This window comes from Streptomyces sp. NPDC048018, from assembly GCF_043202995.1.
Classification (GTDB): Bacteria; Actinomycetota; Actinomycetes; order Streptomycetales; family Streptomycetaceae; genus Streptomyces.
Map to the genome: position 1 here is coordinate 577,207 of NZ_JBIDBK010000001.1, position 25,849 is coordinate 603,055.

Here is a 25,849-nt window from a genome sequence, read left to right on the forward strand (position 1 = left end):
GGGCGGCCCCCGGACCGGACGGTCCGGGGGCCGTGGCGTCAGTCCGCCGGATGGCTCGACACGACCTTGCCCTTGTCGTCGGCGGCGAGGTAGCCGGTCGCGCTGTACTCGTTGGTGAGGTAGAAGCGCATCGTGGGACGGTCCTCGTTGAACGTCCAGCGTTCGACGACGACGTAGCGCATGTTCGGGTCGTCCACCTTCAGTTCGCTCTCGCCGCGCTTGATCAGGGCCGGCAGCTTGTCCCACGCCATGGCCGCCATGTCCATCGGCTGGTCGTCGGCGAAGCCCGCGTTGATGGTGCCGCCGGGGCCGAGCTTCCGTGCGACGCCGCCGCGGTACTCCCACGAGTCGTAGGACTTGGCACCGGGCCGGGTCGGGATGGCGGCGAGCGCGTACTCCTCGTAGATCGTCAGGTCCTTCATCGTCGTGCTCCCGGCGGCCTTGCGGAACGCCTCGATGACGGTGCGGGCGGAGGCCGGCGTCAGGAGGGTGCCGCCGGACACCGGGGCACCCGGTGCGGAGGCCCTCGGCGTGGCTCCGCCGGTCGCGGCGCCCGGCGTCCGGCTGCCGCTCGTCGACGTCGTCCCGCCCTTCGCCCCGTCGCCCTTGTCGTCGCCGTCCGGGAGGAGGTTGACGACACCGACCACCACGAGCGCCGCCACGGCGAGGGAGCCCGCGAGGACCGTGACGCGCCGTCCGGGGCGGCCGCCGGCCGGGCGGGCCGCCCCGGACGGGACGGTCGGCGCCGGTACGGGCGGGCCGAAGCCGCCGGGCGCGGGGTGACCGTGCGTCGCGGGCGGCACTCCGTAGCCGGCGGGCCGCCCGTAGGCGGGGTGGGCGTAGGGCGGGGCGTACGGGCCCGGGGCGCGCGTCCCGGCGTCGGCGGGCGCCGCCGGGGCCTCCGGGCCCGGTCCGGTCCCGGCCCGGGTCTCCGCCTCGGCGAGCAGCTGGTCCAGCCGGGCGCCGTCGGGCCGCAGGGCGGGGTCGCGGACGAGGATCCGGTCGAGGACGGGTGCCAGGGCCCCGGAGCGTACGGGCGGCGGGATCGGGTCGTCCAGGACCGCGACGACCGTGGCCAGGCTGGTGGCGCGGCGCAGCGGGTGGTGGCCCTCGGCCGCGACGTACAGGAGCATGCCGAGCGACCACAGGTCGGAGGCCGGGTTGCCCTCCTCGCCCCGCACCCGCTCGGGGGCGATGAACTCGGCGGAGCCGATGAGGTCGCCGCTGGAGGTGAGCCGGGAGGTGGCCTCGTCGAAGACGGCGATGCCGAAGTCGGTGAGCACCGCTCTTCCGTCGGGCCGCAGCAGGACGTTGGCCGGCTTGACGTCGCGGTGCTGGATGCCGGCCGCGTGGGCGGCGCGCAGGGCGGAGAGTACCTGGCGGCCGAGGGTCACGACCTCGGCGACGGGCATCGGGCCCTCGGCGAGGCGTTCGTAGAGCGAGCGCCCCTCGACGAGCTCCATCACGATCCACGGGTGGGAGCCGTCCAGCGGGTCCACGATGTGGTGGATGGTCACGACGTGCGGGTTCGACAGGCGGGCGAGAGCCCGGGCCTCGCGGACGGCCCGCTCGCGCAGCTGCGCGGCGAATCCGGGGTTGGCCTCCTCGACCGCGGGGTCGGGCGGCCGGACCTCCTTCAGGGCGACATCGCGGTCGAGGGCGATGTCGCGGGCCCGCCAGACGGTGCCCATGCCGCCGCTGCCGAGGCGGGAGATCAGGCGGAACCGTCCGTCGACCAGGGGTCTGCCGTCGTCGTCACTCGTGTTCATGGGCGGTCATCGTAGGCGGTGCCGGTGACAGGCCGGTGCGCGGGCGTGGCCTGCGGGGGTGCGGCCCCCGGCCCGGGTCCGCGGACCCGGGCCGGGGGCCGGCCGCCGGCCACGGCCGGCCCGGCTACGCGGGCATCTCGTACGCGCCCGCGAGGCCCTCGACCCGCTGCCAGACGCGCCCCGTGCGGGCCTCGTCGACGACCGGGCGGCGGACGGCGCCGAGTGCCCACTCCTGCTGCGGGGCGGTCGCGGAGTCCTTGCCGTGCAGTTCGACGGCATGGGCGGAGAAGTCACGGACGAGGACGGCGAACAGCTCGTCGAGCACGTCCTCGTCGAGACCGGTCAGGCCGGCCTGCTCCAGGACCAGCTGGCCGTGCACGACCAGGGCGAAGAGCTGGCCGACGGCCAGGAGGAGGTCGAGGTCACGGCTCTGCGCCTCGTCGGGGGCGGCGGTGGTGACGAACGCGCAGAGGGCGTCGGCCTGCTCGCGGAAGCGGGCGACGTTGGGCAGGTGCGCGTACGCGTCGAAGGCGGGCCGCCAGTCGTGGAAGCGCACCGAGCCCAGGCCGCGGGCCGGCCCCTGCCGGAAGAGGAAGGTGTCGTCGGCGGCGTCGAGGCGGGTCGGGACGGGCTCGTAGGCGACCGGGTCGAGCAGGTGGTTGCGCATGAACTTGAGGATCAGCGCGAGGTTGACGTGGACCGTGCCCTCCAGCTTCGGCAGTCCGCGGATCTCCACGGCGGCCTGGGCGAAGTAGTTGTCCTTCTCGAAGCCCTTGGCGGCGATGACGTCCCACATGAGGTCGATGACCTTCTCGCCCTCGGTGGTCACCTTCATCTTCGTCATCGGGTTGAAGAGGAGGTAGCGGCGGTCGTCGGGGCCGGCGGAGCGGAAGTAGTCCACGGCGCGGTCGCTGAACAGCTTCATGCCGACGAGCCGCACATAGGCGTCGGTCAGCTCGCGCCGCACGTGCGGGAAGGCCGTGACGGGGCGGCCGTAGAGGATGCGCTGGTGGGCGTGGGTGACGGCCTCGTACATCGCGTGCTCGCAGATGCCGATGGAGGCGGTGCACAGGTTGAACTTGCCGACGTTGACGGTGTTCAGGGCGGCGTCGAAGGCGGCGCGCCCGGTGTGCAGGACGTCCTCGGCGGCGACCGGGTAGTCCTCCAGGCGGAACTCGCTGACGAACTTGGAGGAGTCGACGACGTTCTTGACGAGGTGGTAGTCCGGGTGGCGGCTGTCGGCGGCGAAGAAGACGTAGCCGTCGGGGCCCTCGACGTCGGTGCGGCGGCCGAAGACGGAGACGAGGCCGGCCGCGTTGCCGTTGCCGATGTAGTACTTGGAGCCGGTGGCGCGGAAGCCGCCGTCGCCGTCGGGCTCCAGGAGCATGTCGGTGGAGTAGATGTCGGCGCCGTGGGTCTTCTCGGACAGGCCGAACGCGAACACCTCGCCCTGGGTGAGGAGTTCGGTGGCGCGGGCGCGGGCGGCGGCGTTGTCGCTCTGCCACACCGGGCCGAGGCCGAGGATGGTGACCTGCCAGGCGTACCAGTAGTCCAGGCCGTAGAAGCCGAGGATCTCGTTGAGGGCGGCGATCCGGGCGGTGTCCCAGCGCTTGTCGGGGTGCCCCTCGGCGGCGGAGTCCGGGGTGAGGAAGGTGGCGAAGAGGCCTTCCTTGGCGGCGAAGGCGAGGAAGTCGCCGAGCCAGGCGCGGGTGCGGTAGTCCTCGATCAGCCGGCGCTTGCCGCGCTCCTCGAACCAGTCGACGGTGGCCCGCAGGAGCCGGCGGGTCTCGGGGTCGAAGTGCGCCGGGTCGTAGGTCCGCGGGTTGAAGAGCAGCGGGTCGGCCATGGTTGCCGCCTTTCGGCTGTCGGGTTTCGGGTTCGGCTGTCGGGTTCGGCTGGGGTCCTCGGCCGGTGGCCGGGGGGCGATGACGCGGAGCGCGGTGGGGGCGGGCGCCGGGCTCAGGGCCCGGACCTGAAGCGGCCGAGGGTGGCGAGGACGTCGTCGAGCCAGGCGATCATCATGCGTTCGTACGCGACCCCGCCGCGCAGGACGACGTGCTGGAGTTCCCGCTCGGCGTCGGGGGCGCCGTCCGGGGCCGCGGGCATGCGGGCGTCGGGACCGGTGAAGTCGCGGATCTCGCCGGCGAGGTAGTGGGCGAGGCGTTCGGTGTGCGCCCGGCGGTGCCGCTCGACCTCGCGGACCAGGGCGGCCGGGTCGTCGAAGGCGGCGCCGCGGATCTTGACCGCGAGGTCGTGCCGGACGCTCTCGGGCTCGGTCGGCTCGTTCAGCCAGGAGGAGAGCGCCGCCCGGCCGAGGTCGGCGACGGAGTACTCCCGCTTGTCGGGCCTCCCGTGCTGGGGCACCTCCCTGGCCTCCACCCAGCCGTCGCTCTCCATGCGCTTGAGCACGCGGTAGATCTGCTGGTGGGTGGCGGTCCAGAAGTAGCCGATGGACCGTTCGAAGCGCCGGGCCAGCTCGTAACCGGATCCGGGCTTCTCCAGCAGCGAGACGAGGATCGCGTGTTCGAGCGCCATGCCCTCGATCCTTCTATGCAACGAGTTGCATAGCAAGGTGGTCCGGCTCCGATGAGACACGGCTCACCCCGGCGGGGCCCTTCGGGGCAACCGGTGGCGGGCTGCCGCGCGGCACCCGCGGAGCCCGGGGCCGGCGGGCTATCAGTGGTCGCAGTCCCTGTCGTCACTGCCAGGAAAGGCGGGAACCATGGCCGTCCGGCCCGTCCCCGAAGGACACCCGCGCGTCACGCCGTACCTCTGCGTGGACGGAGCCGCGGAGGCGATCGACTTCTACGTCGCCGTGCTCGGCGCGACCGAACGCATGCGGTTGTCCGCTCCCGGCGGCAGGATCGGCCACGCCGAACTGGAGCTGGGCGACTCGGTTCTCATGCTCGCCGACGAGTACCCGGAGATGGACTTCCGCTCGCCGAAGGCGATCGGCGGCACGCCCGTCACCCTGCACGCGTACGTCGAGGACGTCGACGCCGTCTTCGCCGAGGCGCTCGCCAGGGGCTCCAGGGAGCTGCGGCCGGTCAGGGACGAGTTCTACGGCGACCGCAGCGGCCGGTTCGAGGATCCCTTCGGGCACTGCTGGAACATCGCCACGCACATCGAGGACGTGTCGGAGGAGGAGATGGAGAGGCGGGCCGGGGAGGCCCTGCGGTCCATGGAGCCGCCGGCGAGCGGCGGTTGATCCCGGTCCGCGGCCGTCCGCGCCGAGGCCCTCGTCAGGTCCAGGCGAGGGCTGCCCGCGTGCGCCAGTAGGTGTCGGCGGGCTCGGCCAGCGTGGCGAGGCCGGCCAGCTCCCGCGGGCCGAGCGCGAGGGTCGCCGCCCTGAGGTTGGAGGACAGCTGTTCCTCCGTCGCGGCGCCCGAGAGCACCACGTCCGCCCAGGGCTGCGCGGCCGCCGCGGCCAGGGCGACGGCGTCGCAGCCGGCGCCGGTCCGGGCGGCGACGGCACGCAGGGCGGCCGTGTCGGGGCCGGTGGCGTTGCGGTCGGCGAGCCGGCCGTTGGCCATGGCCTCCTTCACGACGACCCGCCAACCCGCGGCGTGCGCCTCGGCGAGGGCCGGCCCCGCGGACGGTTCGAGCGGGTTCCAGGTCGACTGCACGGCCGCGAACAGCGGCTCGCCGCCCACCGTCACGTCCAGCGCCGCACGGATGGTGTCGCCCTGCGCCGGGCCGCTGGTGGACAGGCCCACCCGGACGCCCTCGGCGGCCAGATCCGCCAGCCGGGCGTGCAGCGCGGGATCGGAGAGCGCCGGGCTGTCCGGGGTCACCGAGTGCACGAGGTACAGGTCGGGATTCCGGCCGAACAGTGCCCGGGACTCCGGGACCTGACGGTCGAACACTGCCACCGAGTGCTCCTTGACCTCGTGGGCGGGTACGCCGGAGACCTGCCAGCCGGCCGTGTAGGTGTAGCCCCACTTGCTCCCGACCGTCACCTGGCCCGCGGCCTCGGGGCGGGCGTCGAGCCACCCGGCGAGGAACTCCTCGGCGCGGCCGTAGGAGCGCGCCGTGTCGAAGTACCGCACGCCCGCGGCGTAGGCGGCGTCGAGCAGGGCGTGGGTGCGGTCGCGCAGGGCCCGGACGCTGCGGTCGGCCAGCAGGTCGAGTTCGCGGCCGAGGGTGATGTAGCCGGGGCGCCCGACGGCGGCGGTCCCGAGGCCGAACCGCGCGGGCGGCGGGCCGGCCGCGGTTCCGGTGACGTGCTCGGCCGGCGTCATGTCTTCCCCTTCAGTGGTACGGCGGTGACGGGTCGGGGCCACGGCGGCCGCGCGCGGCCCGCCCGGCCCCCGGCACGACCCTAACCACCCGCGCACGCTCAGGCCCCGCCGGGCGCCGCCGGCGGGGTCGCGCCACGGATCGTCCGAAAGAGGTGCGGCCGAAAGGCGCCGCCCGGTCGTTGGTCCGGACGACACCGGGAACACACGTGACCGCAACCGAGGAGAGGTGAGTGCCGTGTCCGCTTCCGGCTCCGCTTCGGCGCACCGCCGCACGGACGGCCTCAGCACGGCCGTACTGATCGTCAACAGCCGTGGCCAGTACCTTCTGCACCTGCGCGACGCGCACAAGCCGATCCACGATCCCGGGACATGGTCCCTGGTGGGCGGCGCGGCCGAATCGGGCGAGGCCCCGGACCAGGCCGTGGTGCGCGAGATCCGGGAGGAGACGGGCCTCGTCCTCGACGAGGTGGTGCCGTTCACCTCGGCGCGGGCCGGGGGCCCGTACGTCGCCGCGGGCCACATCCTGGTCTACACGGCCCACTGGGACGGCGAGGCCCACACGCTGCCGGTCACGGAGGGCATCGCGTTCCTCTGGGCCGACGTGGACACCATGGCGCACATGACCATGTGCCCGTGGGCGTACGAGGCCGTCAGGACCCATCACGCCGAGTCCCCCGCCGCGCCGCTGCCCGGGCCGCGCGCGGCCGGCGGCCGCGGCGGGCGGCGGGCCTCGGGGGCCGTGCCGAACGTGGTCGGTGCGCATCTGCTCCTGGAGCGCGACGGCACGACCCTGCTGGGCCTGCGCCACCCGGACGTGGCGTTCGCCGGGGGCGAGTGGCACGCCCTCGCGGGGCACGTCGAGCGGGAGAGCGCACGCGCGTGCCTGGTACGGGAGGCGTACGAGGAGGCCGGACTGGTCCTCGAACCGGCCGACCTGACCCTCGTCCACACGGTCCATATGCTCCACCGGCCGGGCGCGGAGCCCCGGATCCAGCTGTTCTTCGCCGCGTCCCGGTGGTCCGGCGAGCCCGCCGTGCGCGAGCCCGACAGGTGCACGCGCTGGGACTGGTGGCCGCTCGACGCCCTGCCGGATCCGATGGTCGGCTACACGCGGGCCGCGATCGAGGGCGTCCGCGCGGGCAGCGCGTACACCGAGACCGGCTGGGACGCCCCGGTCGCCCGGGAAGGACGTCCGGTGTGAGCGAGACGTGGCTGCCGACCGAGGAGTACGCGGCGTCCCTGCCGAAGGCGACGGTGTTCGGCTGCGTGTTCTTCACCGACGAGCGGGACCGGCCGCTGCACCTGCGTTCCGTCTACAGCCCGGAGCACCCCTGGCAGTGGGCGGGCGGTACCGCGGAGGCCGGGGAGCGCCCGTGGGAGACGGCCGTCCGGGAGACGGCGGAGGAGACGGGGCTCGTGGTGTCCGGGCCACCGAGGATGCTGGCGGCGGTCTTCGGGCTGCCGGGTGCCGCGTGGCCGCACGCGTCGGCGGGTTACGTGTTCGACGGCGGCCGGCTGACCGACCGCCAGATCGACGCCATCACGCTCTCCCCGGCGGAGCACGACGAGGTGCGGGTCCTGCCGGTGGAGCAGTGGCGGGAGATCATGCCGGTGCGGGACTTCGACCGGCTCACCGCCGTGATGGACGCCCGTCGCACCGGCACGGCGGCCTATTTCGACACCTGGGACTGGGACCTCTAGGCGGGGGTCGGATCGGACCGGCGTGATCCGGACGACATCGGTCGGGACGCGGGGGCGGCCGCGGGGCGGTGCGCGGGGTGGCATGGTCCGGACGGCATCGGTCGGGATGCGGGGTGGCGGGGTGGTGCGCGGGGCGGCATGGTCCGGACGACATCGGTCGGGATGCGGGGTGGCGGCGGGGCGGTGCGCGGGGCGGCGGGACGGCGGGTCCGCGGGCTGCCCGCCGGGACGGTCGGGGGAAGACGGGTCCGTCGGCGGCGGGCGGCGGGCAGGGGCGCGGGACGGCGGGGCGGGCCGGGCGGTAGGCGGGGCGGCCGGGGCGGTGGAACCGCCCCGTTCCCCCATTCCTCACAGGTCACTGACGTCACATCAGAGATCAGCCAAATCCGACGGGCCACGCAACCTCCGGTCCCTCGCCACCGTCCTCCGGGATCGAGTGGGGCGCCGGGGACCAGGGGGTCCGACGTCGGGTCTCCCGGGGGTGCCCTGACGAATCGGATCGTGAGGAAGACGTCTTGATACGTGTCACACGCGGCGTGACCACCGCCGTGGCGCTACTCGCACTGGCGGGCGCGGCGCCGGGACCGGCGTACGCCCAGCCTTCACCGGGACCGGGGGCGGCGACGCCCTCAGGGAGCCCGGAGACGGGCACCGGGATGCCCGACGGATGGCGGATCACGGGGAGCGGAACCGACCGGCACCTGGTGTGGACGGCGGACGAACGGGTCCCCATGGGCGACGCCCGGGTCGAGTTCCGGGCGGACGGGCGGCTGCTCGGCCGCCCCGTCCAGGAGCCGGACGGACGCTCCTTCCGGCTGCCGCTCGGCGACGAGCGGTTCCCGGAGGGCACCCGTTTCCGCGTGACCGCCGGCGGCCGGGACCTGGACGGGGCCGGTCCGGCCCGCTCCGCCCGCAGGGCGCCCACGGCGCCGCCGGCCGCGCCGGCCGGCACCCCCTTGCCGGCGAACCCGGTGGACCCCGGAAAGGCCGGCCGCTTCCGCACGGTGAGCGGCGAGTACGACCTGGCACCGGTACGGCTGCCCGGGTTCGCGGAGCCCGTAGAGATGCGCGCCGCGGTGGTGGGGCCGGCGGACGCCCCGGGGAAGCGGCCGGTGGCCCTCTTCCTGCACGGCCGGCACGGCACCTGCTACACGCCGGGCACCGAGGACGTGAACGGCGCGTGGCCGTGCCCGGCCGGCATGAAGCCGATACCGAGCCACCAGGGCTATCTCAAGGCCCAGCGTCTGCTGGCCTCCCAGGGCTACGTGACGCTGTCCATAGCGGCCAACGGCATCAACGGCCAGGACCACGCGGCCGAGGACGGCGGCGCCCAGGCCCGCTCGTCGCTGGTCCGCCTGCACCTCGCACGCTGGGCGGACTGGGCCGCGAAGCCCGCGACCGCGCCGGCCGCCGTACGCCGTACCGCCGCGGCGGACCTGTCGCGCGTGCTGCTCGTCGGGCACTCCCGCGGCGGTGAGGGCGTCAACCGGGCCGCCGTCGACAGCCTCGACGCCCCGCCCGCGGACCAGGACGGCTACCACGGCCCGGTCCGGTGGAAGATCCGCGGCAACGTCCTCATCGGCCCCACGATCTTCGGCCAGAACCCGGCACCCGACGTGCCCTCCGCGACGCTCCTGCCGGGCTGCGACGGCGACGTCGCCGACCTCCAGGGCCAGATCTACGCCGACGGCACCCGAGGCGTCAGCCAGGGCGCCGCCCTGCACAGTTCGGTCTACATGGTCGGCGCCAACCACAACTACTTCAACAGCGAGTGGACCCCGGGCCAGGCCAAGGCGCCCGCCATGGACGACTTCTCGTCCGAGGACGGGACCGACCCCGTCTGCTCCCCCGGCACGCCGACCCGGCTGACCGCCCCTCAGCAGCAGACCGCGGGCGCCACCTACATCGCGGCGGCCGCCCGGCTCTTCGTGGACGGTGACGACCGGATCCGTCCGCTGCTCGACGGCACCGGCCGCCGCGCGCCCTCGGCCGACCCGGCCCGGGTGATCACGAACGCCGTCGGCGCGCGGCGCACGCCCGCCTTCCTGCCCGGTGCGTCGGTCTCCGTGTCGGGGGCCGGCCGGCTGTGCGCACAGATCGACCCGGACGCGGCCAAGGCCTGTCTGTCACCCGACGAGCCCGGCCGCTCGCCGCACTTCGCGTACTGGGAGACCTCGTCCGAACCGGGTCGCGACGCCGTCGCGATGCGCTGGACCCGCGCCGGCACCCCCGTCACGGTCCGTTCCGCACGGCCGGTGTCGCTGGCCGGCGCCCCGTCCCTGGCCATGCGGCTCGTCGTGCCGCCGAACAGCACCGGGACCGTGCTCGACGTCGCCGTGACCGACGCGGCGGGCCGCCGCGCGCAGCTCGGCCGGGTCCGTGTGGACGGCCTGCCGGGCACCGAGCGGACCGCCTCGTACTGGGCGCGGGAGATCCGCGTGCCGCTGGCCGCCGCCGCCCGCGCCGGCCTGGACCTCAGGCGGATCGGCGCGCTCCAGCTGACCCCGCGCACCGCCACCGGCCGCGCGTGGCTCATCGACGCCTGGGGCTGGCGGCCCGGCACCCCCGCGGTGCGCCCCGCCGCACTGGCCCGCGTGGACGTCGGCCGGCTGACGGTCGACGAGGGCGACTCCGGGGTCCGCACCTACCGCGTTCCGGTGCGCGTCTCCGGCAAGGGCACCGGGCAGGTGCGTCTGTTCGTGCCGACGCCCGGCAGCGACGAGGTCACGTCGCGCCTGGTCACGGTCCGCCCGGGCCGCCAGGACATCGACGTGCCGGTCCAGGTGAAGGGCAACGACCGCTACGGCTACGACGAGACCCACGACGCCTTCGTCAAGGCGGTCCGCGGCGCCGTGGTCGGCGCGCACCGCGGCGGGGTCACCGCACGGAACGACGACCCGATGCCCACGGTGTCCCTCACGCCCGTCGCCGACGACGTGGCCGAGGGCGAGGCCCTGACCTGGCGGGTGACGCTGTCCACCGCCGCCGACGCGGACATCATGGGCGGCTTCGAGTTCCGTCCGGTCGCCGGCGGCGCGGAGCTGTCGACGGCCGACGTGGACCGCCGCTGGGTCGAGGACACCTTCTTCTTCGTGCCCGATCCGCCCCGGCCGCTGTCCCTGCCGGTCGCCGCCGACGCGTACGCGGCGTTCTCGGTGCCCGCCGGCCGGACGAGCACCGAGGTGCGGGTGCCCACCGTGAAGGACGACGTCGCCGAGCCCACGGAGTCACTGCGGGCCGCGTTGTTCACGTACGACGGGAACTGGGAGCGGGTCCAGGGCCCGGAGATCACGGGCACGGTACGGAACGTGCCGTGACCGGAGCGCTCCCCGCGCCCGGCTGACGGCGGGCAGCGGACCTGCGGCGGCCACCGCCCCCGGATCAGGGGTACGGTGGCCGCCGCAGGCAACTCCGCGAGGCGTCCCGGCGTCCTTCCGGACGACACCGCGCCGGCCGGTCCGGCCGGCCGGCCTGAGCTCCCAGCGGACAGGACAGACGATGAGTGACAAGGCCCGGATCCTCTTCGACGCGCTCGACCTCGACCAGGACGGCACCCTGACGCGCACCGAGGTCATCGGCGCCCTCCGCTCCAAGGGCCCCACCCTCGCCGCGCGGGGCGTACTACCGGTCTGGGGCGTGGGCGATGCCGACGACTCCTCGGCCCTGTTCGACGAGGCCGACCAGAACGGCGACCGGGTGCTGAGCTTCGAGGAGTTCGCGGCCCTGGTGAACCGCCGATTCGGCTGGTGAGCCGGGGCCGGCGGCGCTCCTGCCGCTGCGGCGGGTGCGTCCCGGCATCCTCGTGCCCCGCATCGTCGGATGCCGCGGCCACGGCGTGGAGGAGATGCGCTACGCGAGTCCGGAAGATCGCGGCGGGCACCGGCTCCGGCCGTCCCGGTGCGGGACCCTCGTCGAAGGGGCGGGTCCCGGGCGCTGGGCGATCGGGTCACCACAGGGTTCGGCTCGTCGGGCAGCCCGGCGGCCGGCAGCGCACGCCTCGCCCGGTAGGGGTCACCGCGGCGCGGACCACGTCACCCGGGGCGGCCGGACGGCGGCGCACAACGGCCGGCCCCCGGGGTCGGTGAGGCCGAGCCGGGCGAGCAGCCGGCCGGAGCCGGCGGCGGCCCGGGCGACGTCGTCCGGAACGGCGTCGAGCATGAGCTTGGCCCGGCGGAAGAGTGCCGGGTCCCCGCCGGGGCCGATCGCGACCCAGGACAGGTAGACGAACCGCGCGGCGGGCCGGCCCTGGAGGTAGGGGCCGCGGAAGTCGATGCCGTCGGCGGTCGGGATCGCCGTGCACTCCAGCGTCCAGGCGGCCGAGGGCGCGTCGCCGGGGTGCGGGTCGAGCAGTTCGGCAGGGCGGCCGCGGCGCTGGACGGCGACGTGGATGCCGTCGTAGCCGGGGAATCCGGGTGCCGGGGCGCAGGAGCGGCCGGGGAGGTCGAACGCTTCGATCCGGATCTGCATGTCCCCATCCTGCCCCGGCGCCCGGGAGGGCGCGGGTGCCGGGCGCGGGGGCGCTTCCGTCGGGCGGTGGGCGCCGCCGGGCGGACGTATTCTCGGCGGGCATGCGCGGCGAGGGACGGAAGTGGACGTGAAGAGGTCGAAGCGGGTGGCGGACGTCGGGGGCGTGGCGGTGCCGGACGGCGGTGCGGCGGCGCCGGGCGGCGGTGAGCGCTCGGGCGGCGGCGCCCCCTCGCTGAGCGCGCAGGCGCGCGAGGCCGTGCTGCAGCGGATCGTCGACCGGCGGTACGCGCAGGGTGCACGGCTGGTCGAGCGGGAGGTCGCCGAGGAGCTGAACATGTCCCGCGTCCCGGTGCGCGAGGCGCTGCGCGCGCTGGTCGCCGAGGGGCTCCTCGAACTGCTGCCGCACAGCGGTGTCCGCGTGCGCCGGCTGGAACGCGCCGACGTGGAGCATCTGTACGAGGTGTGGGAGCCGCTCGCCGTACAGGCGTCGCGGCTCGCGGCGCGGGCGGTCGCGGCCGGGGACGTCGAGGGGCTCGCCCGCCTGGAGGCGAGCCTGCGGCAGGCGGAGTCGGCGGCCGCGGAGGACGAGGGGACGCGTGAGGTGGCCGCGCACACGGAGTTCCACGAGGGTGTCGTGGTCATGGCCGGCAATCCGCTGCTCGCGCGGACCATGGAGCAGCTGAGCTGGCAGCTGCGTCTCCTCTTCGGCCTGCGCGCGGAACCCGCGCACATGCGGGCCCAGCACACGGAGATGCACCGGCACATCGCGGCCGGCGACGCGGAGGCCGCAGCCGCGAGCACGCTCCTGCACGTACGCGACAGCAGGGCGGTGGCCTTGCGCACGCTCTTCGGCGAGGCCTGAGAGCTCGTAACCAGGCTTTTGTCGACGGTCCCTGGCCGGCCGCGACGGGTGTGACGATTCGGCCGTTCGGGATGGTGTGAGTACCCGGCGGTGGATCGCCCAGGGCGCGTGTCCTGCCGACTCGGCATCGGCCGGCCCACCGACGTCCCGGTCACCACATTGAGCAGAAGGTGACGGTGACCTGAGGGCCGGCAACCGTCCTAGGCGAGCCTGTCCTGGTCGAGACGAACGCTCAGCTGTGTCCCCAACTCCCGAAAGCCGAGGGCGGCCGCGACCCTGCGGGATTCCACCGGCCGAGCCCGCCACTGAGGCATCAGGTCCGCGGCGAGCGCATGCGCCACCGCTGCGGAAGCGACCTGCCGGGCAAGTCCGCGGCCCCGGTGGTGCGGGGCCGTCAGCACGCTGATGTGCGCGGTCGCGGCCGACCACGTCTGGTACCCGGCCGCGGCTGCCACGTCGGCTCCCTCGCGGACGATGAAGGCAGGAGAGGTGATCTCCTCCATCCCGCTCTCGTCGGCATCCTTCAGCCCTGCCGATCTCACCAACTCGTGGAGCTCTCGATGCCCGGGAGTCAAGGCCTCGATGGCCGCACCGGCCGCCGCGGGGCGGAAGTCGTCCGAGGACGCGTATCCCAAGGTGGCCGGGCCGAGTACCTCGGCAACGGGCAGGATCGTCCGGACCACGTCGGCCTCAGCGAGCGATTCCGCCGGCACCTTGGCCACGGCACACCGCATCGCTCGCGCGGCGGCCTCCGTCGGAGCGGTGACGATCGCCGCGTCACCCAGCACCACCATGCCCGCCCAAGAGGGTGGACAGAGCCCCGAGGCGGGCGAAGCGACCACCGTCACACCGCCGGACGGCGCGAACGAGACGGGCGCGGCGGCCAACATCTCCCACAGGCCACGGGCACGGATCAACAACGGATCAACGCTCATGTCGTGATCCTGCCACCCCAAGATCGCCGCACACCGGGAAAATCGGCCCCCGGCACGACCAGCTCGCGCAGCCCCACCCGAGCCTGGCGCCCGTGGGCGCCAGGCTCACCAACAAGTCCACCCTCCAGCCCAAGAAGCGCGTCTCCGTCCCGAGCGAGATTCAGGGAAAGACTCGACACGCAGAACGTGGCAGGGAACCGCCATGCCAGGCGCGGAGCATGGCGGGCAAGCGTCTTGGGCTGATGGACCAGCCTCTCGCCTGACAGGCTGTCGCCGGCCTTGCCGCCGGCCACCGACCCGGGACACCCGTGAGAAGCCCCTGGCCTCCTGCCGGGACGAGCGGTCCCTCCTCGCGGCAGAACGATCCTCTGATCGAAGGGCGCCTCAGGGTGGCGTTCAGCCATCCCCGGCCCCGAGCACCGAGCCGACACCAGTCATGACGTCGTCTGAAGCAACGACGTCTCAGTTGAGGCAGGTGTCTGTCGCCGTACCCTTTCGGGCGTTGTTCCTGAGGTTGGCGAAGGGCAGGGCCCCTCCGTGGAGTTGTTTGAACTCGTCGACCAGGTCCTGCTCGGCTTCACCCGGGTCGTCCCCGGTCATCAGCCGCCAGGCGACGAGCAGTGCGTCCGAGTCGGCCAGCTGCCAGATGTAGCGGCCGCCCCAGTGGCCGGCCAGCAGACCGAGACCGTGTCGGCGGTAGTCGCCAAGCCTCTGGTTCAGCCCGTTCCGACCCGCCGCCTTGCCGATGTACACGACCGTCGCCCCGTCCACCCAGGCATCGCCGAGCTTCTCTGCGGACACGGACGGGTCGCGGCCCTTGAGGTGCCCGGCAGGGCTGGTGGGGAGGAACGACGGAGGTGCGGTGTCCGCGCGGATCACCACGTAGATTCCGTGCCCGGTAGGGACCTTGCTGCCGGGCAGTTCACGGAACGGCACGAAGCCGCGGAAGCCGCGTGCGGTCAGGGTCCCCTGTGTCAGCTCTGGTATCGGGCTCATCCTGGCATCGTGCCAGGCGATGCTGACCAGCCCGAACGCTTCGCCGTCGCTGGGCCTGAGCGGCCCAGACCATGGCATCTCCAGCCACACGGTGCCGCCTGGGACTGCGGAGGGCCGCGTGAACCTGTGGGGGCCGAGCCGACCCGCCGCAGGAGCCTTTGTATACCGAGTGAGCGGCGATCCTCTACTCCAGCCCGACATATCCCCACAGCGATGCGGAGTCCTTGTTCGTCCTGGCGTGCTTGGTATACAAAATGGGGAGCGGGAGTCATGGTCCCGGCCTGACGAGCCCCCTGTTTGGCGCGCCCTGCTTGACGGCTCCCTCCGGCGCTCCGCTCCCCCTCACCCGTCCGCCGCACCCGAGGAGACCCCGTGCACGCTCCCGCCCCGTCCGCCTCCCCCTCCGCCGCCGGGCCCCTGTCGCGGCGCACCATGCTGGCCGGCGCGGCGGCACTCGCCGGGACCGCGGCCGCCGTGGCCCCGTCCGCCACACCCGCCCAGGCCTCGGTCCCGGCCGGCGCCGGGGGCGCCTCCTCCACCGCCGCGGTGCAGGGCGCCGAGCGGCGGGCGGCCCGGGCGGTCGTCTTCCGCCAGGTGCGCCCCTTCGGCGTGGCGCGGGCCCAGGACCTCGTGGTGGTCGACGGCCGCATCGCCGAAGGACCGGCCCCCCGGGGCGCGAAGGTCGTCGAGGGCGGCGGGCGGATCGCCCTGCCGTCGCTCGTGGACGCGCACATCCACCCCGACAAGACGACCTGGGGCGGTTCCTGGGTGTCGCGGAAGCCCGCGAGCACCATCGCCGACTACGTCGCCCAGGACGCGGAGCTGTTCCGCAGCCGGCGCCGCCCGGTCGCGGAGCGCGCGTACGGCCTGATGTCCCACGCCGTCGCCCGCGGCACCCGGGCCATGCGGGCGCACGCCGACGTGGCCCCGGCCTTTGGCCTGGCGGGCGTGCAGGGCCTCAACGAGGCCCGTGAGCGGCTGCGTCACGCCCTCGACGTCCAGATCGTGGCCTTCCCCCAGCACGGTGTGATCCGCACCCCGGGTACGGCGCGGCTCCTGGAGGAGGCGGCGCGCACCGGGGGCGTCGACATGATCGGCGGCATCGACCCGATCGGTTTCGACCAGGCGCCGGACGAGCAGCTCGATGTCGTCTTCGGCATCGCGGAGCGCCACGGCGTCGGCCTGGACATCCACCTGCACGACCGGGGCGCCAACGGCGTCACGACGCTGCGCGGCATCATCGACCGAACGCGCGCCCTGGGCCTCGCGGGCAGGGTCACGGTGAGCCACGTCTTCTGCCTGCCCGCCCTGTCGGACGCCGAACTCGGTGCCCTCGCGGCCGGCCTGGGCGAGCTCGACATCGCGCTGACGACCGTCGCGCCGTCCGACTCGCTCGTGCTCCCGATCGCCAGGCTGCGCGAGCACGGCGTGCGCGTGGGGCTGGGCTCGGACGGGGTGCGCGACTCGTGGAGCCCGTTCGGCGACGCGGACATGCTGCACCGCGCGCACATCCTGGGCTGGGTGACCGACATCCGCCTCGACGAGGAGCTCGCCGAGTGCTACCGCGTGGCCGCGCACGGCGGCGCGGACGTCATGCACCTCCCGCACGCCGACTTCACGGCCGGGGCGCCGGCCGACTTCGTCCTCGTGCGGGGCGAGTGCCTGCCCCAGGTCGTGGTGGACATGCCCCAGCGCGACCTGGTCGTGCACGGCGGACGCGTGGTGGCCCGAGACGGCGAGTTCCTCGCCTGAGCGACCCCGGGGCCCCGGCGGCCGCAGCAACGCCGCCGCCCCGGCCCTGGGCAGGAAGCGACCTCGGCCGCCCCGGCCCCGGGCGGAGGACGTCCCCGGGCGGGGCACTGCCGAGCCCGCCCGTCCCGCCCTACGCAGCCGTCGGGTGGGGCGGGCGGCTCGGGGCCTTCACGGGACCGACGACGGTGAGCGGGATGCCGAGCGCCTCGCAGAGCCGCCGGGCGCGGGACAGCGCGCTGAGGGAGGCGGGCGACGGGTCGGCGGTGGGGAGCTGCACCCGGACCAGCCGCGGCCGGTGCGAGTGGAGGAGGGCCTCGGTCTCCAGGAACGCCGCGGCCCGGCTGGTGACGTCGAGGTCGCGCAGGAGCGACACGTGCAGAACGCCGTCCTCGAAGGCGTGACTGATGAGCATGACGATCTCCTTCCGGCCGCGCGGTGGATCCCGCCACGTGGCGGGGAGGTCAGGACAGGCGGCTCACCAAGTATCGGGAGAAACGTGCTGCATGCATCCTTCCACGGGGCGTGTCGGGCAGGAACTCCCGACAGGTCGCGGGCGGGCGGACCAGCGGGGGCCTCCGCGGCCCCGGCGACGCCTCGACGGGCGTGTACGAACAGGCTAGGCAGACGCCCCTCGTGATCGCACCCCCACGCCCCGTGAGGCCGGGGACGCGGCCCAGGCCCGGCTTCCCCGTTGCGGCCTGCGGCCGCGCGCGCCTCTGTCAGCGGCGCGGGAGACCCGCCGGTCCGCCGCCCTGCCCGGCCCACCGGTACCCGGTCGCGGCGGTGGAGCAGCCGGTGGACGCCTTGGCCGAGCGATACGAGCGGGTCGTCCGGCGGTCGGCGGGGCGCCAGGAGGAGGCGGTGCGACGGGAGTTCGTCGACGACCTGCTGTGCGGACGGAGTGGACCGGGCCGGCCCGTGGAGGGCCGCGCGCGGCTCGGGCCGCTGCTGTCCCGGCGGGCCGCTGCTGTCCCGGGCGTACGTCGTGGTCCTCGCGCCGGGACCGGAGCCGAGCCGTACGCGGCCGGGTCCGCGGTCGGCCGCGCCCGGTCGAGGGGGCGACGTCAGGTGCGGTCGAGGGCGGCCGCGCCGAAGGACACGTCGAAGCGGTCGCACCAGATGCTGACGCTCGGATAGGCGGCCCAGTCGACGCCGGCGGGCAGCGGGTAGTTCTGGTCACCCTTGTTGCCCTTGAGCCGGGACAGGTTCAGGTACCGCCCCTCGTCGAAGACGCGCCATCCCCCGATCCCCTCCTCGACCGCAGCGTCGCTCAACCAGACGCGCAGGTCGGGCCCGTTGCTGGTGTCCAGGCCCTCGATGCGCAGCACGTGGCTCCCGTCGGCGAGGCGGACGACCTTCACCGTGCCGGTCGTCGTGTGCTCGTGGCTGACGAAGGTCCCGCGCGCGACGACGGTGGGGGCGGCCGGTGCGGCGGAGGCGGGGCCCGGTGCCGGGCCACTCGTGGACGTGACCGGGGGCGCGGACGCCACGACGGGACTGCCGGGGAGCGCGTCGTGCACCGTCTCGTCGATCCACAGGGCCCAGGGCCTGAACCAGACCAGTCCCGCCGCGACGAGCACCGTCGCCACGACGACGGCCCCCCACAGCTTCCTTCCGCGGCGTTCCACGGCACTCCCCCTGATCTCGGCATCGGCTTCCGAGGTCTCATCCAACGCGCGGACGTGGCGCTCCGGAAGGCGCCACGGGATGACGAAACCCTTACGGCGCCCGGCGATGGCGGCGGAGCGCGTCGCGGCGCGGCGCTCGCGGCGCCGTAAGAATGACGGAAGTCTTACGCGCGGCGCGGCCGGGCCCACCGGGGCGGGGGATGTCCCTAGCGTGCCCCTCATGCGCGTACTCGTCACCGGAGGAGCCGGCTTCGTCGGCTCGCACATCGTCACGGCCCTGTTGTCCGCGGGGCACGAGCCCGTCGTCCTCGACGCGTTGCTGCCGAGCGCGCACGCCGCCGCCCCGGAGCCGCCCGCGGCCCCCTTCACCCACGGGGACGTGCGCGACGCCGCCGCCGTGCGGGCGGTACTGGCGGGCGTCGACGCGGTCTGCCACCAGGCGGCCATGGTCGGCCTCGGCAAGGACTTCGCCGACGCGCCCGCGTACGTCGGCTGCAACGACCTCGGCACGGCGACCCTTCTCGCGCAGATGGCGGAGGCCGGGGTGCGCCGGCTCGTGCTCGCGGGCTCGATGGTCGTGTACGGCGAGGGACGCTACGAGTGCCCACGGCACGGCCTCGTCCGGCCCGGCCCCCGCCTTCCCGGCGACCTCGCCGCGGGCCGCTTCGAACCGCGCTGCCCCGACTGCGGCGCCGACCTGACCCCCGGAGCGGTCGGCGAGGAGGCACCGACCGATCCCCGCAACGTGTACGCCACGACCAAGCTCGCCCAGGAGCACCTGGCGGCGGCGTGGGCACGAGCCGTGGGGGGAACGGCGGTGTCACTGCGCTACCACAACGTCTACGGGCCCGGCATGCCCCGCGACACCCCGTACGCCGGCGTGGCCTCCCTGTTCCGCTCGGCCCTGGCCCGTGGGGAGGCCCCCCGCGTGTTCGAGGACGGCGGCCAGCGCCGGGACTTCGTCCACGTGCGCGACGTGGCCGCGGCCAACGTCCTCGCCCTGGAGGCCGTCGGCGCCTTCCCGGCCGGCGCGCTCACGCCGTACAACACCGGCAGCGGACACCCGCACACCGTGGGCGAGATGGCGACGGAGCTGGCGCGGGCGCACGGCGGCCCCGTGCCGGTCGTGACGGGCGAGTTCCGTCTGGAGGACGTCCGGCACATCACGGCCGACTCGGCCCGGCTGCGGCGCGACCTCGGCTGGCGCCCGGAGGTGGGCTTCGCCGAGGGCATGGCGGAGTTCGCGCGGGCCGGGCAGCGGGCGCCGGCGGCGGCCTGAGGGGCGGAGGGGTGAGGCTCGCGTCGGGACGCCGGCGCGAGCCCGCCGTACGGCGGCGAGGGCGCGCGACAGCGGTCCTCGGGACGGCAGTGAGGGGACGCGCCGGGGAAGCGACAGCAGCGGGAAGCGGCGCGTCGGGGGAAGCAGTACGACGGGAATCCCTGCGGCGACAGGCCGCACGGCGGGTCCCCAGGCGACTCCCCCGGGAGGAGCGACCGACCCGCACGGCACGTCCCGCCCAGCCACCGGCCCGCACTGCGGCGGGGCCCCAAACGGCTCCCCCCGGAGCCACCGGCCTGCCCGGCACCCGTCCCAGCCCCGTAGGTATAACCACCCCGCGCCACCCCGCCACGTCGGAGCGACCGGCCCGCACGGCACGTCCCCCGGCGCGACGCCCGCCCCGGGGTTCCGCCGCAGCGGCCGCCCCGCGTCACCGGCCGCGCCGGGATCACCCACCCCACATCCGCCCCGTTATCCGAACGGGGCGGCGGTCAGCTGCCGAGGACGAGCCGGCCGGCCGTGGGGAGCGTCACGTCGAAGCGGCAGCCGCCCGGGACGTTGTGGACCTCGGTGCTGCCCGCGTGGGCTTCGACGATGCCGCGGACGATGGCGAGGCCGAGGCCGGCGCCGGGTGGGGTGCGGGCCTCGGAACCTCGCCAGCCGGTGTCGAAGACCCGGGGCAGGTCCTCGTCGGGGATGCCGCCGCAGCCGTCGGTGACGGACAGGACCACGGCGCCGTCGAGGCGGCGGGCGGCCACCGCGACGGTGCCGTCGGCCGGGGTGTGGCGGATCGCGTTGACCAGGAGGTTGGCCAGGACCCGCGTCATCTCCTTGCCGTCGACCTCGACCGGCACGGCCTCGACGCCCTCCCCCACCAGGCGTACGCCCTGCTCGCGGGCGAGCGCGTCGGCGCCGCTCAGGGCGTCGCCGACCAGGTCGTACACCGACATGCGACTCGGGGCGAGGGTCAGCGCACCGGCGTGGATGCGGGAGAGCTCGAAGAGGTCGGTGACCATCGCGGTGAGGCGTTCGACCTCCGTGCGCATCTGGCGGTGGTAGCGGGCCGGGTCGGCGGCCATGCCGTCCTCCAGGGCCTCGGCCATCGCCCGCAGTCCGGCCAGCGGGGTGCGCAGGTCGTGGGAGATCCAGGCGACCAGCTCGCGGCGGGACGCCTCCAGCGCGCGTTCGCGACTGCGCGAGGCGTCGAGTTTGGCACTGGTGGCGGCCAGTTCGCGGGTGAGGGCCGCGAGTTCGGCGGTGCCGGTGCCGTCGGGCGCCGAGAAGCTGCCGCCGTCGCCGAAGTCGCGGGCGGCCCGGGCGAGGGCGCGGCTGCGGGCGACCACCCACCGGCCGAGCACGAGGGCGGTGCCGAGCGAGACGAGGGCGGCCATCGCGACGACGACGGTCACCACCCACAGGTCGTGCGCGGACAGGAACATCGCCTGGGCGACGGCGAGCGTCCCGGCGAGCATGGCCGTCACGGTGACGGCCGCGACGACGGTCAGCGAGACCGCGACCGAGCGACGGCGCACCAGGCGCAGCACGACCGCTCCGGCCAGGGCGGCACACAGCGCCCCGGCGAGCGCGAAGGCGGCGATGAGCAGGACGTCCTTCATGGCGTGGGGTCCTCTTCCGGTCCGGGCTCGAAGCGGTAGCCGACGCCCCACACGGTGCGGATCAGCGAGGGTCGGGCCGGGTCGTCCTCGATCTTCGACCGCAGTCGGCGTACGTGCACCGTGACGGTCGACAGGTCGCCGAAGTCCCAGCCCCAGACGCGGCGCATCAGCTCCTCCCGGGTGTGGGCGGTGCCGGGATGTTCCAGGAAGTACGCCAGGAGGTCGAACTCGCGGAGCGTCAGGGCGAGTTCGACTCCCGCGCGGGTGACCCTGCGGGTCGCCGGGTCGATGGCGAGCGGGCCCGCCCGCAGCGGGGCCGGGGCGGGCCTCCCCGGGGGCGCGGCGCGGCTCCGGCGGAGGACGGACTCGACGCGGAGCACCAGTTCGCGCGGGCTGAACGGCTTGGTCACGTAGTCGTCCGCGCCGACCTCGAGGCCGGTGATCCGGTCCTCCTCGTCACCCCGGGCGGTCAGCATGATCACCGGCACCGGGCCGGCGGCCCGCAGCCGCCGGCACACCTCCAGGCCGTCCGGTCCCGGCAGCATCAGGTCGAGGACGACCAGGTCCGGCCGCCGGTCTCCGGCCCGCCGCAGGGCGTCGTGGCCGTCGGCGGCGTGCTCGACGGCGAATCCGCTCCGCTCCAGGTAGCCGGTGACCACCTCGGCGACCGTCGGGTCGTCGTCCACCACCAGGATCCGGGCCGGGGTCGCCGGTCCGCCGCTGCTCTCGCTCATGCCGCACAGCGTCGCATCCGGACGGGGCGACGGTCACGGCCGATCGGGGTACGAAACGCGACGTCCGCGTTTCGTAAGGTCTTCCGGGGCCTCCGGCCGCCTTCCGATTCCTACGGTGGGACCTGTGATCCCCATGACCGTAGACGTCGTCCTCCCCTGTCTCGACGAGGCCGAGGCCCTGCCCTGGGTCCTGGCGCGGGTCCCCGCCGGCTGGCGGGCGATCGTCGTCGACAACGGCTCCACCGACGGTTCCCCCGACCTCGCGGCCGAGCTCGGCGCGACCGTGGTGCACGAGCCGCGGCGCGGCTTCGGTGCGGCCAGCCACGCCGGGCTGCTCGCCGCGGACGCCGAGTTCGTCTGCTTCTGCGACTGCGACGCCAGCCTGGACCCAGGACTGCTGCCCGGCCTGGTCGCCCCCGTCGCCGACGGCTCGGCCGACCTCGTCCTCGGGCGGCGCCGCCCCACCCGGCGGGGCGCCTGGCCCGTTCACGCCCGGGCCGGCAACCTCGCCCTCGCGCGACTGCTGCGCCGCCGGACCGGGCTGCGGCTGCGGGACCTCGGCCCGATGCGTGCGGCCCGGCGTGAGGGGCTCCTCGGTCTCGGCCTGACCGACCGGCGCAGCGGATACCCGCTGCAGATGGTCGTCCGTGCCGCGGACGCGGGCTGGCGGGTGCGGGAGACCGACGTGCCGTATCTGCCCCGGGCCGGCCGTTCCAAGGTGACCGGCACGTGGAAGGGGACGTGGCAGGCCGTGCACGACATGCGCACGGTGCTCGACGAGCCGGCGATCGTACGGGGGCCCGAGGCCGCCGTCTCTCCCGAAGGCGGGTTCCGCCCGTGACCTCGCTCCTCGTCATCGCGAAGCAGCCGGTCCCCGGCCGGGTGAAGACCCGCCTGACGCCGCCCTTCAGCCCCGGGGAGGCAGCCTCCCTGGCCGAGGCCGCCCTCGCCGACACCCTCGCGGTCGTGCGGCGGGTTCCCGCCGCACGGCACGTGCTCGTCCTGGAGGGTGAGCCGGGGCCCTGGCTGCCGCCCGGTTTCGAGGTCGTCCCGCAGACGGCCGGTGGGCTCGACGCACGGCTCGCGGCGGCCTTCGCCGTCAGCCACGGACGGCCGGCCCTGCTCGTCGGCATGGACACCCCGCAGATCACCCCCGACCTGCTGGCACCGGCCCTGTGCTGGGAGTCGTACGACGCGTGGTTCGGGCCCGCCGCGGACGGAGGCTTCTGGGCCCTCGGTCTCGCCCGGCCCGATCCGGCCCTGCTGCTCGGCGTGCCGATGTCGCGGCCCGACACGGGCGCCGTCCAGCGGGAGCGGCTGCGCGCGGCCGGGTTGCGCGTCGGCACGCTGCCCGTGCTGCGGGACGTGGACACCGCCGACGACGCGCGGCGGGTGGCGGCCGAGGCGCCGGCCACCCGCTTCGCCGCACGGCACGCGGCCCTGACCGCGACCCCTGCGGGCACGGGCCGGTGACGGCGACGACGGCGTGGCGCGCCGATCCGTACAACGACGCCCTCCGGACGGGCCGCGGTCCGCTCTTCCTGCGGCGCGACGACGGCTGGCTGCTTCCTCTGGAGGTGGAACGCTGGTGCGAGGCTCCCGACCGGGCCGACCGTTCCGTCCTGGACCGCTGCCGCGGCGCGGTCCTCGACATCGGCTGCGGCCCCGGGCGGCTGGTCGCCGCCCTCGCCGCCGGGGGTGGGCGGGCGATGGGCATCGACATCAGTCCGGAGGCGGTGGCCCACACCGTACGGCTCGGCGGCACGGCCCTGTGCCGGTCGGTGTTCGATCCGCTTCCCGCGGAGGGCCGTTGGGACACCGCGCTGCTGATCGACGGCAACATCGGCATCGGCGGCGACCCCGCCGCCCTGCTCCGGCGGCTGCGCCAGGTCGTGTCCCCGACCGGGACGGTCCTCGTCGAATGCGCGCCGCCGGACGTGGACGAGCGGTGCGCGGTGCGGGTGGACGACGGCCGCGGCGGGCTGGGCGCCCCGTTCTCGTGGGCCCGCGTCGGTGTCCGCGCCTTGACCGCCCACGCGGAACGCGCCGGGTGGGCGGTCTCGGAGCGGTGGGCCCTCGGCGGGCGCCCGTTCGTCGCGCTGATACCTCAGGCGTCGTCCGCGTCGCGCGGCTGAGGCCGCGCCCGGCGCCGCCGGACGAGGAGGAGCGCACCCGCCGTCACGGCCACGGCCGCGAGGACGACGGCGAGGTTCCGGCCGTACGGGAGGGGCAGCGCGGACGGGTTCGGCGGCTCCCCAGGGCGTACCAGCAGCGGCAGCGTCACCAGGGTGACGCCGCCCATGACGATGAGGGCGCCCCGCAGTACGCCGCGAGCGGGGCGGGCGGCGACGAGCAGCCCGACGGCGAGCACCAGCGGCGCGATCACACCGTCGTGCAGGACGACGGCTCCGGCCAGCCAGAGCGGCACCGCCGGGGCATGGGGCAGGACGGCCAGCTGCCAGGCCCCGATGCCGGTCAGGGCGAGTCCCGCACCGCCGAGCACGTACCGCAGCACGTTCGCGTTCCTCACAGCACCTCCAGGCGGTGGACCCACTTGGTCTGCAGCACGCCGGGACGGTTCGGCGCGATGATCCGGGCCGGGAAGCCGTGGTCCAGGGAGAGCGTCCGCCCGTTCAGGGTGAGGGCGAGGAGGGTGAGGGGATCGTCGGCGTAGCCGGCGCCCATCTCCATGACCCGGTAGGCACCGCTCGCCTCCAGCGAGGTGACGCGCAGCGCGTCCGTCCCGGGCCGGCCGCCGGCCAGCCGGATCAGGTCGCGCACGCGGATCCCGGCCCAGTCGGCCGCGACGCTCCAGCCCTCGACGCAGGCGATCGGCAGCCGGACCCGGGTCTGCGGCATGGCACGCAGCGCGTCGAGCGTGAGCGTGCGGGGGCGGGGGCCGACGACCTCGAGCCGCCAGTCCGCCAGGGCACGCCCGGACACTCCGGCCGCGGCGGCGGTCCGGTTCACCGGCAGGCCCTGGGGACCGTGGTCCGGATGCCGTGGGGCGAGCAGGTCGAGCGCCTTCAGCGGGGTGAGGGCCTGCCCGGCCGTGGTCACCGTGACGACGCCGACGGCGGCGCCCACGCCGAGCAGCAGCGACCGGCGGTCGCGGACGTCCTCGGCGGGCAGTTCGCGCGTGCCGGGCGACAGGCGTCCCCAATGGGCCCTGATCTCGGGGGCCTTGACGGCGATGTGCAACAGGATCGAACCGGCGGCGATCCAGGCGACGGCGAAGTGCACCGGGACGAAGGAGAACGGCCAGGGGTACCACTCGGCGATGTTGAGCAGTCCGCTGAACACCTGGAAGACGGCGGCCGCCACGAGGACCGCGACGGAGAGGCGTTCGAGGGCGTGCCGCACGGACCGGACCGGTGGCCACACGAAGAGCCGCGGATACACCGCCCACAGCTTGACCGGCAGCAGCACGATCGCCGCCAGCCCGGTGGCGACGTGCAGGCCCTGGCTGAGCCGGTAGCCCCACACCGGCCGGGGCGGTAGGAGGTCGGCGAGCCATCCCGGCGGGTGCTGCAGGTAGTGGCTGACGAGCCCGGTCACGAAGCACACCGCGAAGGCGGCGCCCAGCCACCGTCCGACGGCGGTCGCCGTGCGCGCGTCGTGCAGACGCCCGGAGAAGGCAGGGGGCCGGAAGGCCGGCGGCGCCCATCGCGGCCGTCGGGGCATGGGTGAAGTCATACCGACCATGACACCGCCGCGCGGCGCTGCACGGGGCGTCCGACACCTTACGAAACCCGAACGGCGCGGCGGGGAGCGCCGAACCGCCGCCCCCGGCTGCCCACCGCGCACCGGGCGCCGGCACGACGGCGCCCACGCCCCCGCTCCCCAGTCCTTACGAAACCCGAACGCCC

The 25,849-nt window shown here is 75.0% G+C and carries 24 protein-coding genes and 1 pseudogene; 12 read left to right on the forward strand and 13 right to left on the reverse strand.

Features of this window, described 5'->3' with window-relative positions:
- Positions 1-38: 38 nt before the first annotated feature.
- From ACGF1Z_RS02620 to ACGF1Z_RS02630, 3 genes are all read right to left on the reverse strand, one after another.
- Entirely contained in the window at positions 39-1,769 is a 1,731-nt protein-coding gene (locus ACGF1Z_RS02620) for a protein kinase (protein WP_392999098.1), read from the reverse strand.
- A 124-nt stretch (positions 1,770-1,893) separates the two neighbouring features.
- Complete coding sequence (locus ACGF1Z_RS02625) at positions 1,894-3,615, reverse strand: acyl-CoA dehydrogenase family protein (RefSeq protein ID WP_392999100.1); 1,722 nt, start codon at positions 3,613-3,615, stop codon at positions 1,894-1,896.
- A 113-nt stretch (positions 3,616-3,728) separates the two neighbouring features.
- Positions 3,729-4,304: a PadR family transcriptional regulator gene (locus tag ACGF1Z_RS02630; protein ID WP_392999102.1), complete on the reverse strand. Its 576-nt coding sequence runs from the start codon at positions 4,302-4,304 to the stop codon at positions 3,729-3,731.
- Between the two features lie 187 nt (positions 4,305-4,491).
- Between ACGF1Z_RS02630 and ACGF1Z_RS02635 the strand changes: the two genes are divergently transcribed.
- Positions 4,492-4,977 carry a VOC family protein gene (locus tag ACGF1Z_RS02635; RefSeq protein ID WP_392999104.1) on the forward strand — a complete coding sequence of 162 codons (486 nt, stop codon included), beginning with the start codon at positions 4,492-4,494 and terminating at the stop codon, positions 4,975-4,977.
- 34 nt (positions 4,978-5,011) lie between these two features.
- On the opposite strand, the gene ACGF1Z_RS02640 is transcribed toward ACGF1Z_RS02635, so the two are convergent.
- Positions 5,012-6,010, reverse strand: a complete 999-nt coding sequence (locus ACGF1Z_RS02640) for an aldo/keto reductase (RefSeq protein ID WP_392999106.1) — start codon at positions 6,008-6,010, stop codon at positions 5,012-5,014.
- Positions 6,011-6,245: 235 nt separating this feature from the next.
- On the opposite strand from ACGF1Z_RS02640, the gene ACGF1Z_RS02645 reads away from it, so the two are divergent.
- From ACGF1Z_RS02645 to ACGF1Z_RS02660, 4 genes are all read left to right on the forward strand, one after another.
- Positions 6,246-7,211 carry an NUDIX domain-containing protein gene (locus ACGF1Z_RS02645; RefSeq protein ID WP_392999108.1) on the forward strand — a complete coding sequence of 322 codons (966 nt, stop codon included), beginning with the start codon at positions 6,246-6,248 and terminating at the stop codon, positions 7,209-7,211.
- Entirely contained in the window at positions 7,208-7,711 is a 504-nt protein-coding gene (locus ACGF1Z_RS02650) for an NUDIX domain-containing protein (RefSeq protein WP_392999110.1), read from the forward strand. The genes ACGF1Z_RS02645 and ACGF1Z_RS02650 overlap by 4 nt, the downstream gene beginning before the upstream one ends.
- A 515-nt stretch (positions 7,712-8,226) precedes the next feature.
- Positions 8,227-11,028 (forward strand): alpha/beta hydrolase family protein, encoded by a 2,802-nt coding sequence (locus ACGF1Z_RS02655; RefSeq protein WP_392999112.1) that lies wholly within the window; start codon positions 8,227-8,229, stop codon positions 11,026-11,028.
- Between the two features lie 181 nt (positions 11,029-11,209).
- Positions 11,210-11,461, forward strand: a complete 252-nt coding sequence (locus ACGF1Z_RS02660; RefSeq protein WP_392999114.1) for an EF-hand domain-containing protein — start codon at positions 11,210-11,212, stop codon at positions 11,459-11,461.
- A gap of 261 nt (positions 11,462-11,722) precedes the next feature.
- Here the strand turns inward: ACGF1Z_RS02660 and ACGF1Z_RS02665 are convergent, their stop codons facing one another.
- A complete protein-coding gene (locus ACGF1Z_RS02665) occupies positions 11,723-12,178 on the reverse strand; it encodes a DUF5990 family protein (RefSeq protein ID WP_392999116.1) in 456 nt (151 codons plus the stop codon).
- Between the two features lie 169 nt (positions 12,179-12,347).
- Here ACGF1Z_RS02665 and ACGF1Z_RS02670 point away from each other — a divergent pair, with 169 nt between their 5' ends.
- Positions 12,348-13,040, forward strand: coding sequence for a GntR family transcriptional regulator (locus ACGF1Z_RS02670; protein ID WP_393000280.1), 693 nt, complete (start codon positions 12,348-12,350; stop codon positions 13,038-13,040).
- Between the two features lie 200 nt (positions 13,041-13,240).
- Here ACGF1Z_RS02670 and ACGF1Z_RS02675 read toward each other — a convergent pair whose 3' ends face one another.
- Entirely contained in the window at positions 13,241-13,975 is a 735-nt protein-coding gene (locus ACGF1Z_RS02675) for a GNAT family N-acetyltransferase (protein WP_392999118.1), read from the reverse strand.
- A gap of 197 nt (positions 13,976-14,172) precedes the next feature.
- On the opposite strand from ACGF1Z_RS02675, the pseudogene ACGF1Z_RS02680 reads away from it, so the two are divergent.
- A pseudogene (locus tag ACGF1Z_RS02680) lies at positions 14,173-14,336 on the forward strand (DNA cytosine methyltransferase); the annotation flags it as partial.
- A gap of 101 nt (positions 14,337-14,437) precedes the next feature.
- On the opposite strand, the gene ACGF1Z_RS02685 reads toward ACGF1Z_RS02680, so the two are convergent.
- The gene (locus tag ACGF1Z_RS02685; protein ID WP_392999120.1) at positions 14,438-14,971 is read right to left on the reverse strand and encodes a hypothetical protein; all 534 of its coding nucleotides are present in this window, start codon (positions 14,969-14,971) and stop codon (positions 14,438-14,440) included.
- A gap of 432 nt (positions 14,972-15,403) precedes the next feature.
- Here ACGF1Z_RS02685 and ACGF1Z_RS02690 point away from each other — a divergent pair, with 432 nt between their 5' ends.
- On the forward strand, positions 15,404-16,723 hold the full coding sequence (locus ACGF1Z_RS02690; RefSeq protein ID WP_393000282.1) for an amidohydrolase: 1,320 nt from the start codon (positions 15,404-15,406) through the stop codon (positions 16,721-16,723).
- Between the two features lie 130 nt (positions 16,724-16,853).
- On the opposite strand, the gene ACGF1Z_RS02695 is transcribed toward ACGF1Z_RS02690, so the two are convergent.
- Entirely contained in the window at positions 16,854-17,135 is a 282-nt protein-coding gene (locus ACGF1Z_RS02695) for a hypothetical protein (protein WP_392999122.1), read from the reverse strand.
- Between the two features lie 652 nt (positions 17,136-17,787).
- Positions 17,788-18,351, reverse strand: coding sequence for a DM13 domain-containing protein (locus ACGF1Z_RS02700; protein ID WP_392999124.1), 564 nt, complete (start codon positions 18,349-18,351; stop codon positions 17,788-17,790).
- A gap of 220 nt (positions 18,352-18,571) precedes the next feature.
- Between ACGF1Z_RS02700 and ACGF1Z_RS02705 the strand changes: the two genes are divergently transcribed.
- Complete coding sequence (locus ACGF1Z_RS02705; RefSeq protein WP_392999126.1) at positions 18,572-19,630, forward strand: NAD-dependent epimerase/dehydratase family protein; 1,059 nt, start codon at positions 18,572-18,574, stop codon at positions 19,628-19,630.
- A 491-nt stretch (positions 19,631-20,121) separates the two neighbouring features.
- Here ACGF1Z_RS02705 and ACGF1Z_RS02710 read toward each other — a convergent pair whose 3' ends face one another.
- Together ACGF1Z_RS02710 and ACGF1Z_RS02715 are read right to left on the reverse strand one after the other, a co-directional pair.
- On the reverse strand, positions 20,122-21,246 hold the full coding sequence (locus ACGF1Z_RS02710; protein ID WP_392999128.1) for a sensor histidine kinase: 1,125 nt from the start codon (positions 21,244-21,246) through the stop codon (positions 20,122-20,124).
- Positions 21,243-21,980: a response regulator transcription factor gene (locus ACGF1Z_RS02715; protein ID WP_392999130.1), complete on the reverse strand. Its 738-nt coding sequence runs from the start codon at positions 21,978-21,980 to the stop codon at positions 21,243-21,245. The genes ACGF1Z_RS02710 and ACGF1Z_RS02715 overlap by 4 nt, the downstream gene beginning before the upstream one ends.
- A gap of 133 nt (positions 21,981-22,113) precedes the next feature.
- Between ACGF1Z_RS02715 and ACGF1Z_RS02720 the strand changes: the two genes are divergently transcribed.
- Genes ACGF1Z_RS02720 through ACGF1Z_RS02730 form a run of 3 tightly spaced genes read left to right on the forward strand, consistent with a single transcriptional unit; the run spans position 22,114 to position 24,115 of the window.
- The gene (locus ACGF1Z_RS02720) at positions 22,114-22,821 is read left to right on the forward strand and encodes a glycosyltransferase family 2 protein (RefSeq protein ID WP_393000284.1); all 708 of its coding nucleotides are present in this window, start codon (positions 22,114-22,116) and stop codon (positions 22,819-22,821) included.
- Positions 22,818-23,453, forward strand: a complete 636-nt coding sequence (locus ACGF1Z_RS02725; protein ID WP_392999132.1) for a DUF2064 domain-containing protein — start codon at positions 22,818-22,820, stop codon at positions 23,451-23,453. Before ACGF1Z_RS02720 ends, ACGF1Z_RS02725 begins: the two co-directional genes overlap by 4 nt.
- A complete protein-coding gene (locus tag ACGF1Z_RS02730; RefSeq protein ID WP_392999134.1) occupies positions 23,450-24,115 on the forward strand; it encodes a methyltransferase domain-containing protein in 666 nt (221 codons plus the stop codon). Before ACGF1Z_RS02725 ends, ACGF1Z_RS02730 begins: the two co-directional genes overlap by 4 nt.
- Here the strand turns inward: ACGF1Z_RS02730 and ACGF1Z_RS02735 are convergent.
- Both ACGF1Z_RS02735 and ACGF1Z_RS02740 read right to left on the reverse strand, forming a co-directional pair.
- Positions 24,088-24,510 carry a hypothetical protein gene (locus tag ACGF1Z_RS02735; protein WP_392999136.1) on the reverse strand — a complete coding sequence of 141 codons (423 nt, stop codon included), beginning with the start codon at positions 24,508-24,510 and terminating at the stop codon, positions 24,088-24,090. The two genes, ACGF1Z_RS02730 and ACGF1Z_RS02735, sit on opposite strands and share 28 nt — an antisense overlap.
- On the reverse strand, positions 24,507-25,664 hold the full coding sequence (locus ACGF1Z_RS02740) for a molybdopterin-dependent oxidoreductase (RefSeq protein WP_392999138.1): 1,158 nt from the start codon (positions 25,662-25,664) through the stop codon (positions 24,507-24,509). Before ACGF1Z_RS02740 ends, ACGF1Z_RS02735 begins: the two co-directional genes overlap by 4 nt.
- Positions 25,665-25,849 lie beyond the last annotated feature (185 nt).

Excerpts from the sequence above, each read along its gene's own strand:
- ACGF1Z_RS02640 (WP_392999106.1), bottom strand. The coding sequence starts at position 6,010 with ATGACGCCGGCCGAGCACGTCACCGGAACCGCGGCCGGCCCGCCGCCC.
- ACGF1Z_RS02625 (WP_392999100.1), bottom strand. The coding sequence starts at position 3,615 with ATGGCCGACCCGCTGCTCTTCAACCCGCGGACCTACGACCCGGCGCAC.
- ACGF1Z_RS02660 (WP_392999114.1), top strand. The coding sequence starts at position 11,210 with ATGAGTGACAAGGCCCGGATCCTCTTCGACGCGCTCGACCTCGACCAG.
- ACGF1Z_RS02620 (WP_392999098.1), bottom strand. The coding sequence starts at position 1,769 with ATGAACACGAGTGACGACGACGGCAGACCCCTGGTCGACGGACGGTTC.
- ACGF1Z_RS02740 (WP_392999138.1), bottom strand. The coding sequence starts at position 25,664 with ATGCCCCGACGGCCGCGATGGGCGCCGCCGGCCTTCCGGCCCCCTGCC.
- ACGF1Z_RS02630 (WP_392999102.1), bottom strand. The coding sequence starts at position 4,304 with ATGGCGCTCGAACACGCGATCCTCGTCTCGCTGCTGGAGAAGCCCGGA.
- ACGF1Z_RS02710 (WP_392999128.1), bottom strand. The coding sequence starts at position 21,246 with ATGAAGGACGTCCTGCTCATCGCCGCCTTCGCGCTCGCCGGGGCGCTG.
- ACGF1Z_RS02695 (WP_392999122.1), bottom strand. The coding sequence starts at position 17,135 with ATGCTCATCAGTCACGCCTTCGAGGACGGCGTTCTGCACGTGTCGCTC.
- ACGF1Z_RS02715 (WP_392999130.1), bottom strand. The coding sequence starts at position 21,980 with ATGAGCGAGAGCAGCGGCGGACCGGCGACCCCGGCCCGGATCCTGGTG.
- ACGF1Z_RS02690 (WP_393000282.1), top strand. The coding sequence starts at position 15,404 with ATGCTGGCCGGCGCGGCGGCACTCGCCGGGACCGCGGCCGCCGTGGCC.
- ACGF1Z_RS02720 (WP_393000284.1), top strand. The coding sequence starts at position 22,114 with ATGACCGTAGACGTCGTCCTCCCCTGTCTCGACGAGGCCGAGGCCCTG.
- ACGF1Z_RS02705 (WP_392999126.1), top strand. The coding sequence starts at position 18,572 with ATGCGCGTACTCGTCACCGGAGGAGCCGGCTTCGTCGGCTCGCACATC.
- ACGF1Z_RS02665 (WP_392999116.1), bottom strand. The coding sequence starts at position 12,178 with ATGCAGATCCGGATCGAAGCGTTCGACCTCCCCGGCCGCTCCTGCGCC.
- ACGF1Z_RS02675 (WP_392999118.1), bottom strand. The coding sequence starts at position 13,975 with ATGAGCGTTGATCCGTTGTTGATCCGTGCCCGTGGCCTGTGGGAGATG.
- ACGF1Z_RS02685 (WP_392999120.1), bottom strand. The coding sequence starts at position 14,971 with ATGAGCCCGATACCAGAGCTGACACAGGGGACCCTGACCGCACGCGGC.
- ACGF1Z_RS02635 (WP_392999104.1), top strand. The coding sequence starts at position 4,492 with ATGGCCGTCCGGCCCGTCCCCGAAGGACACCCGCGCGTCACGCCGTAC.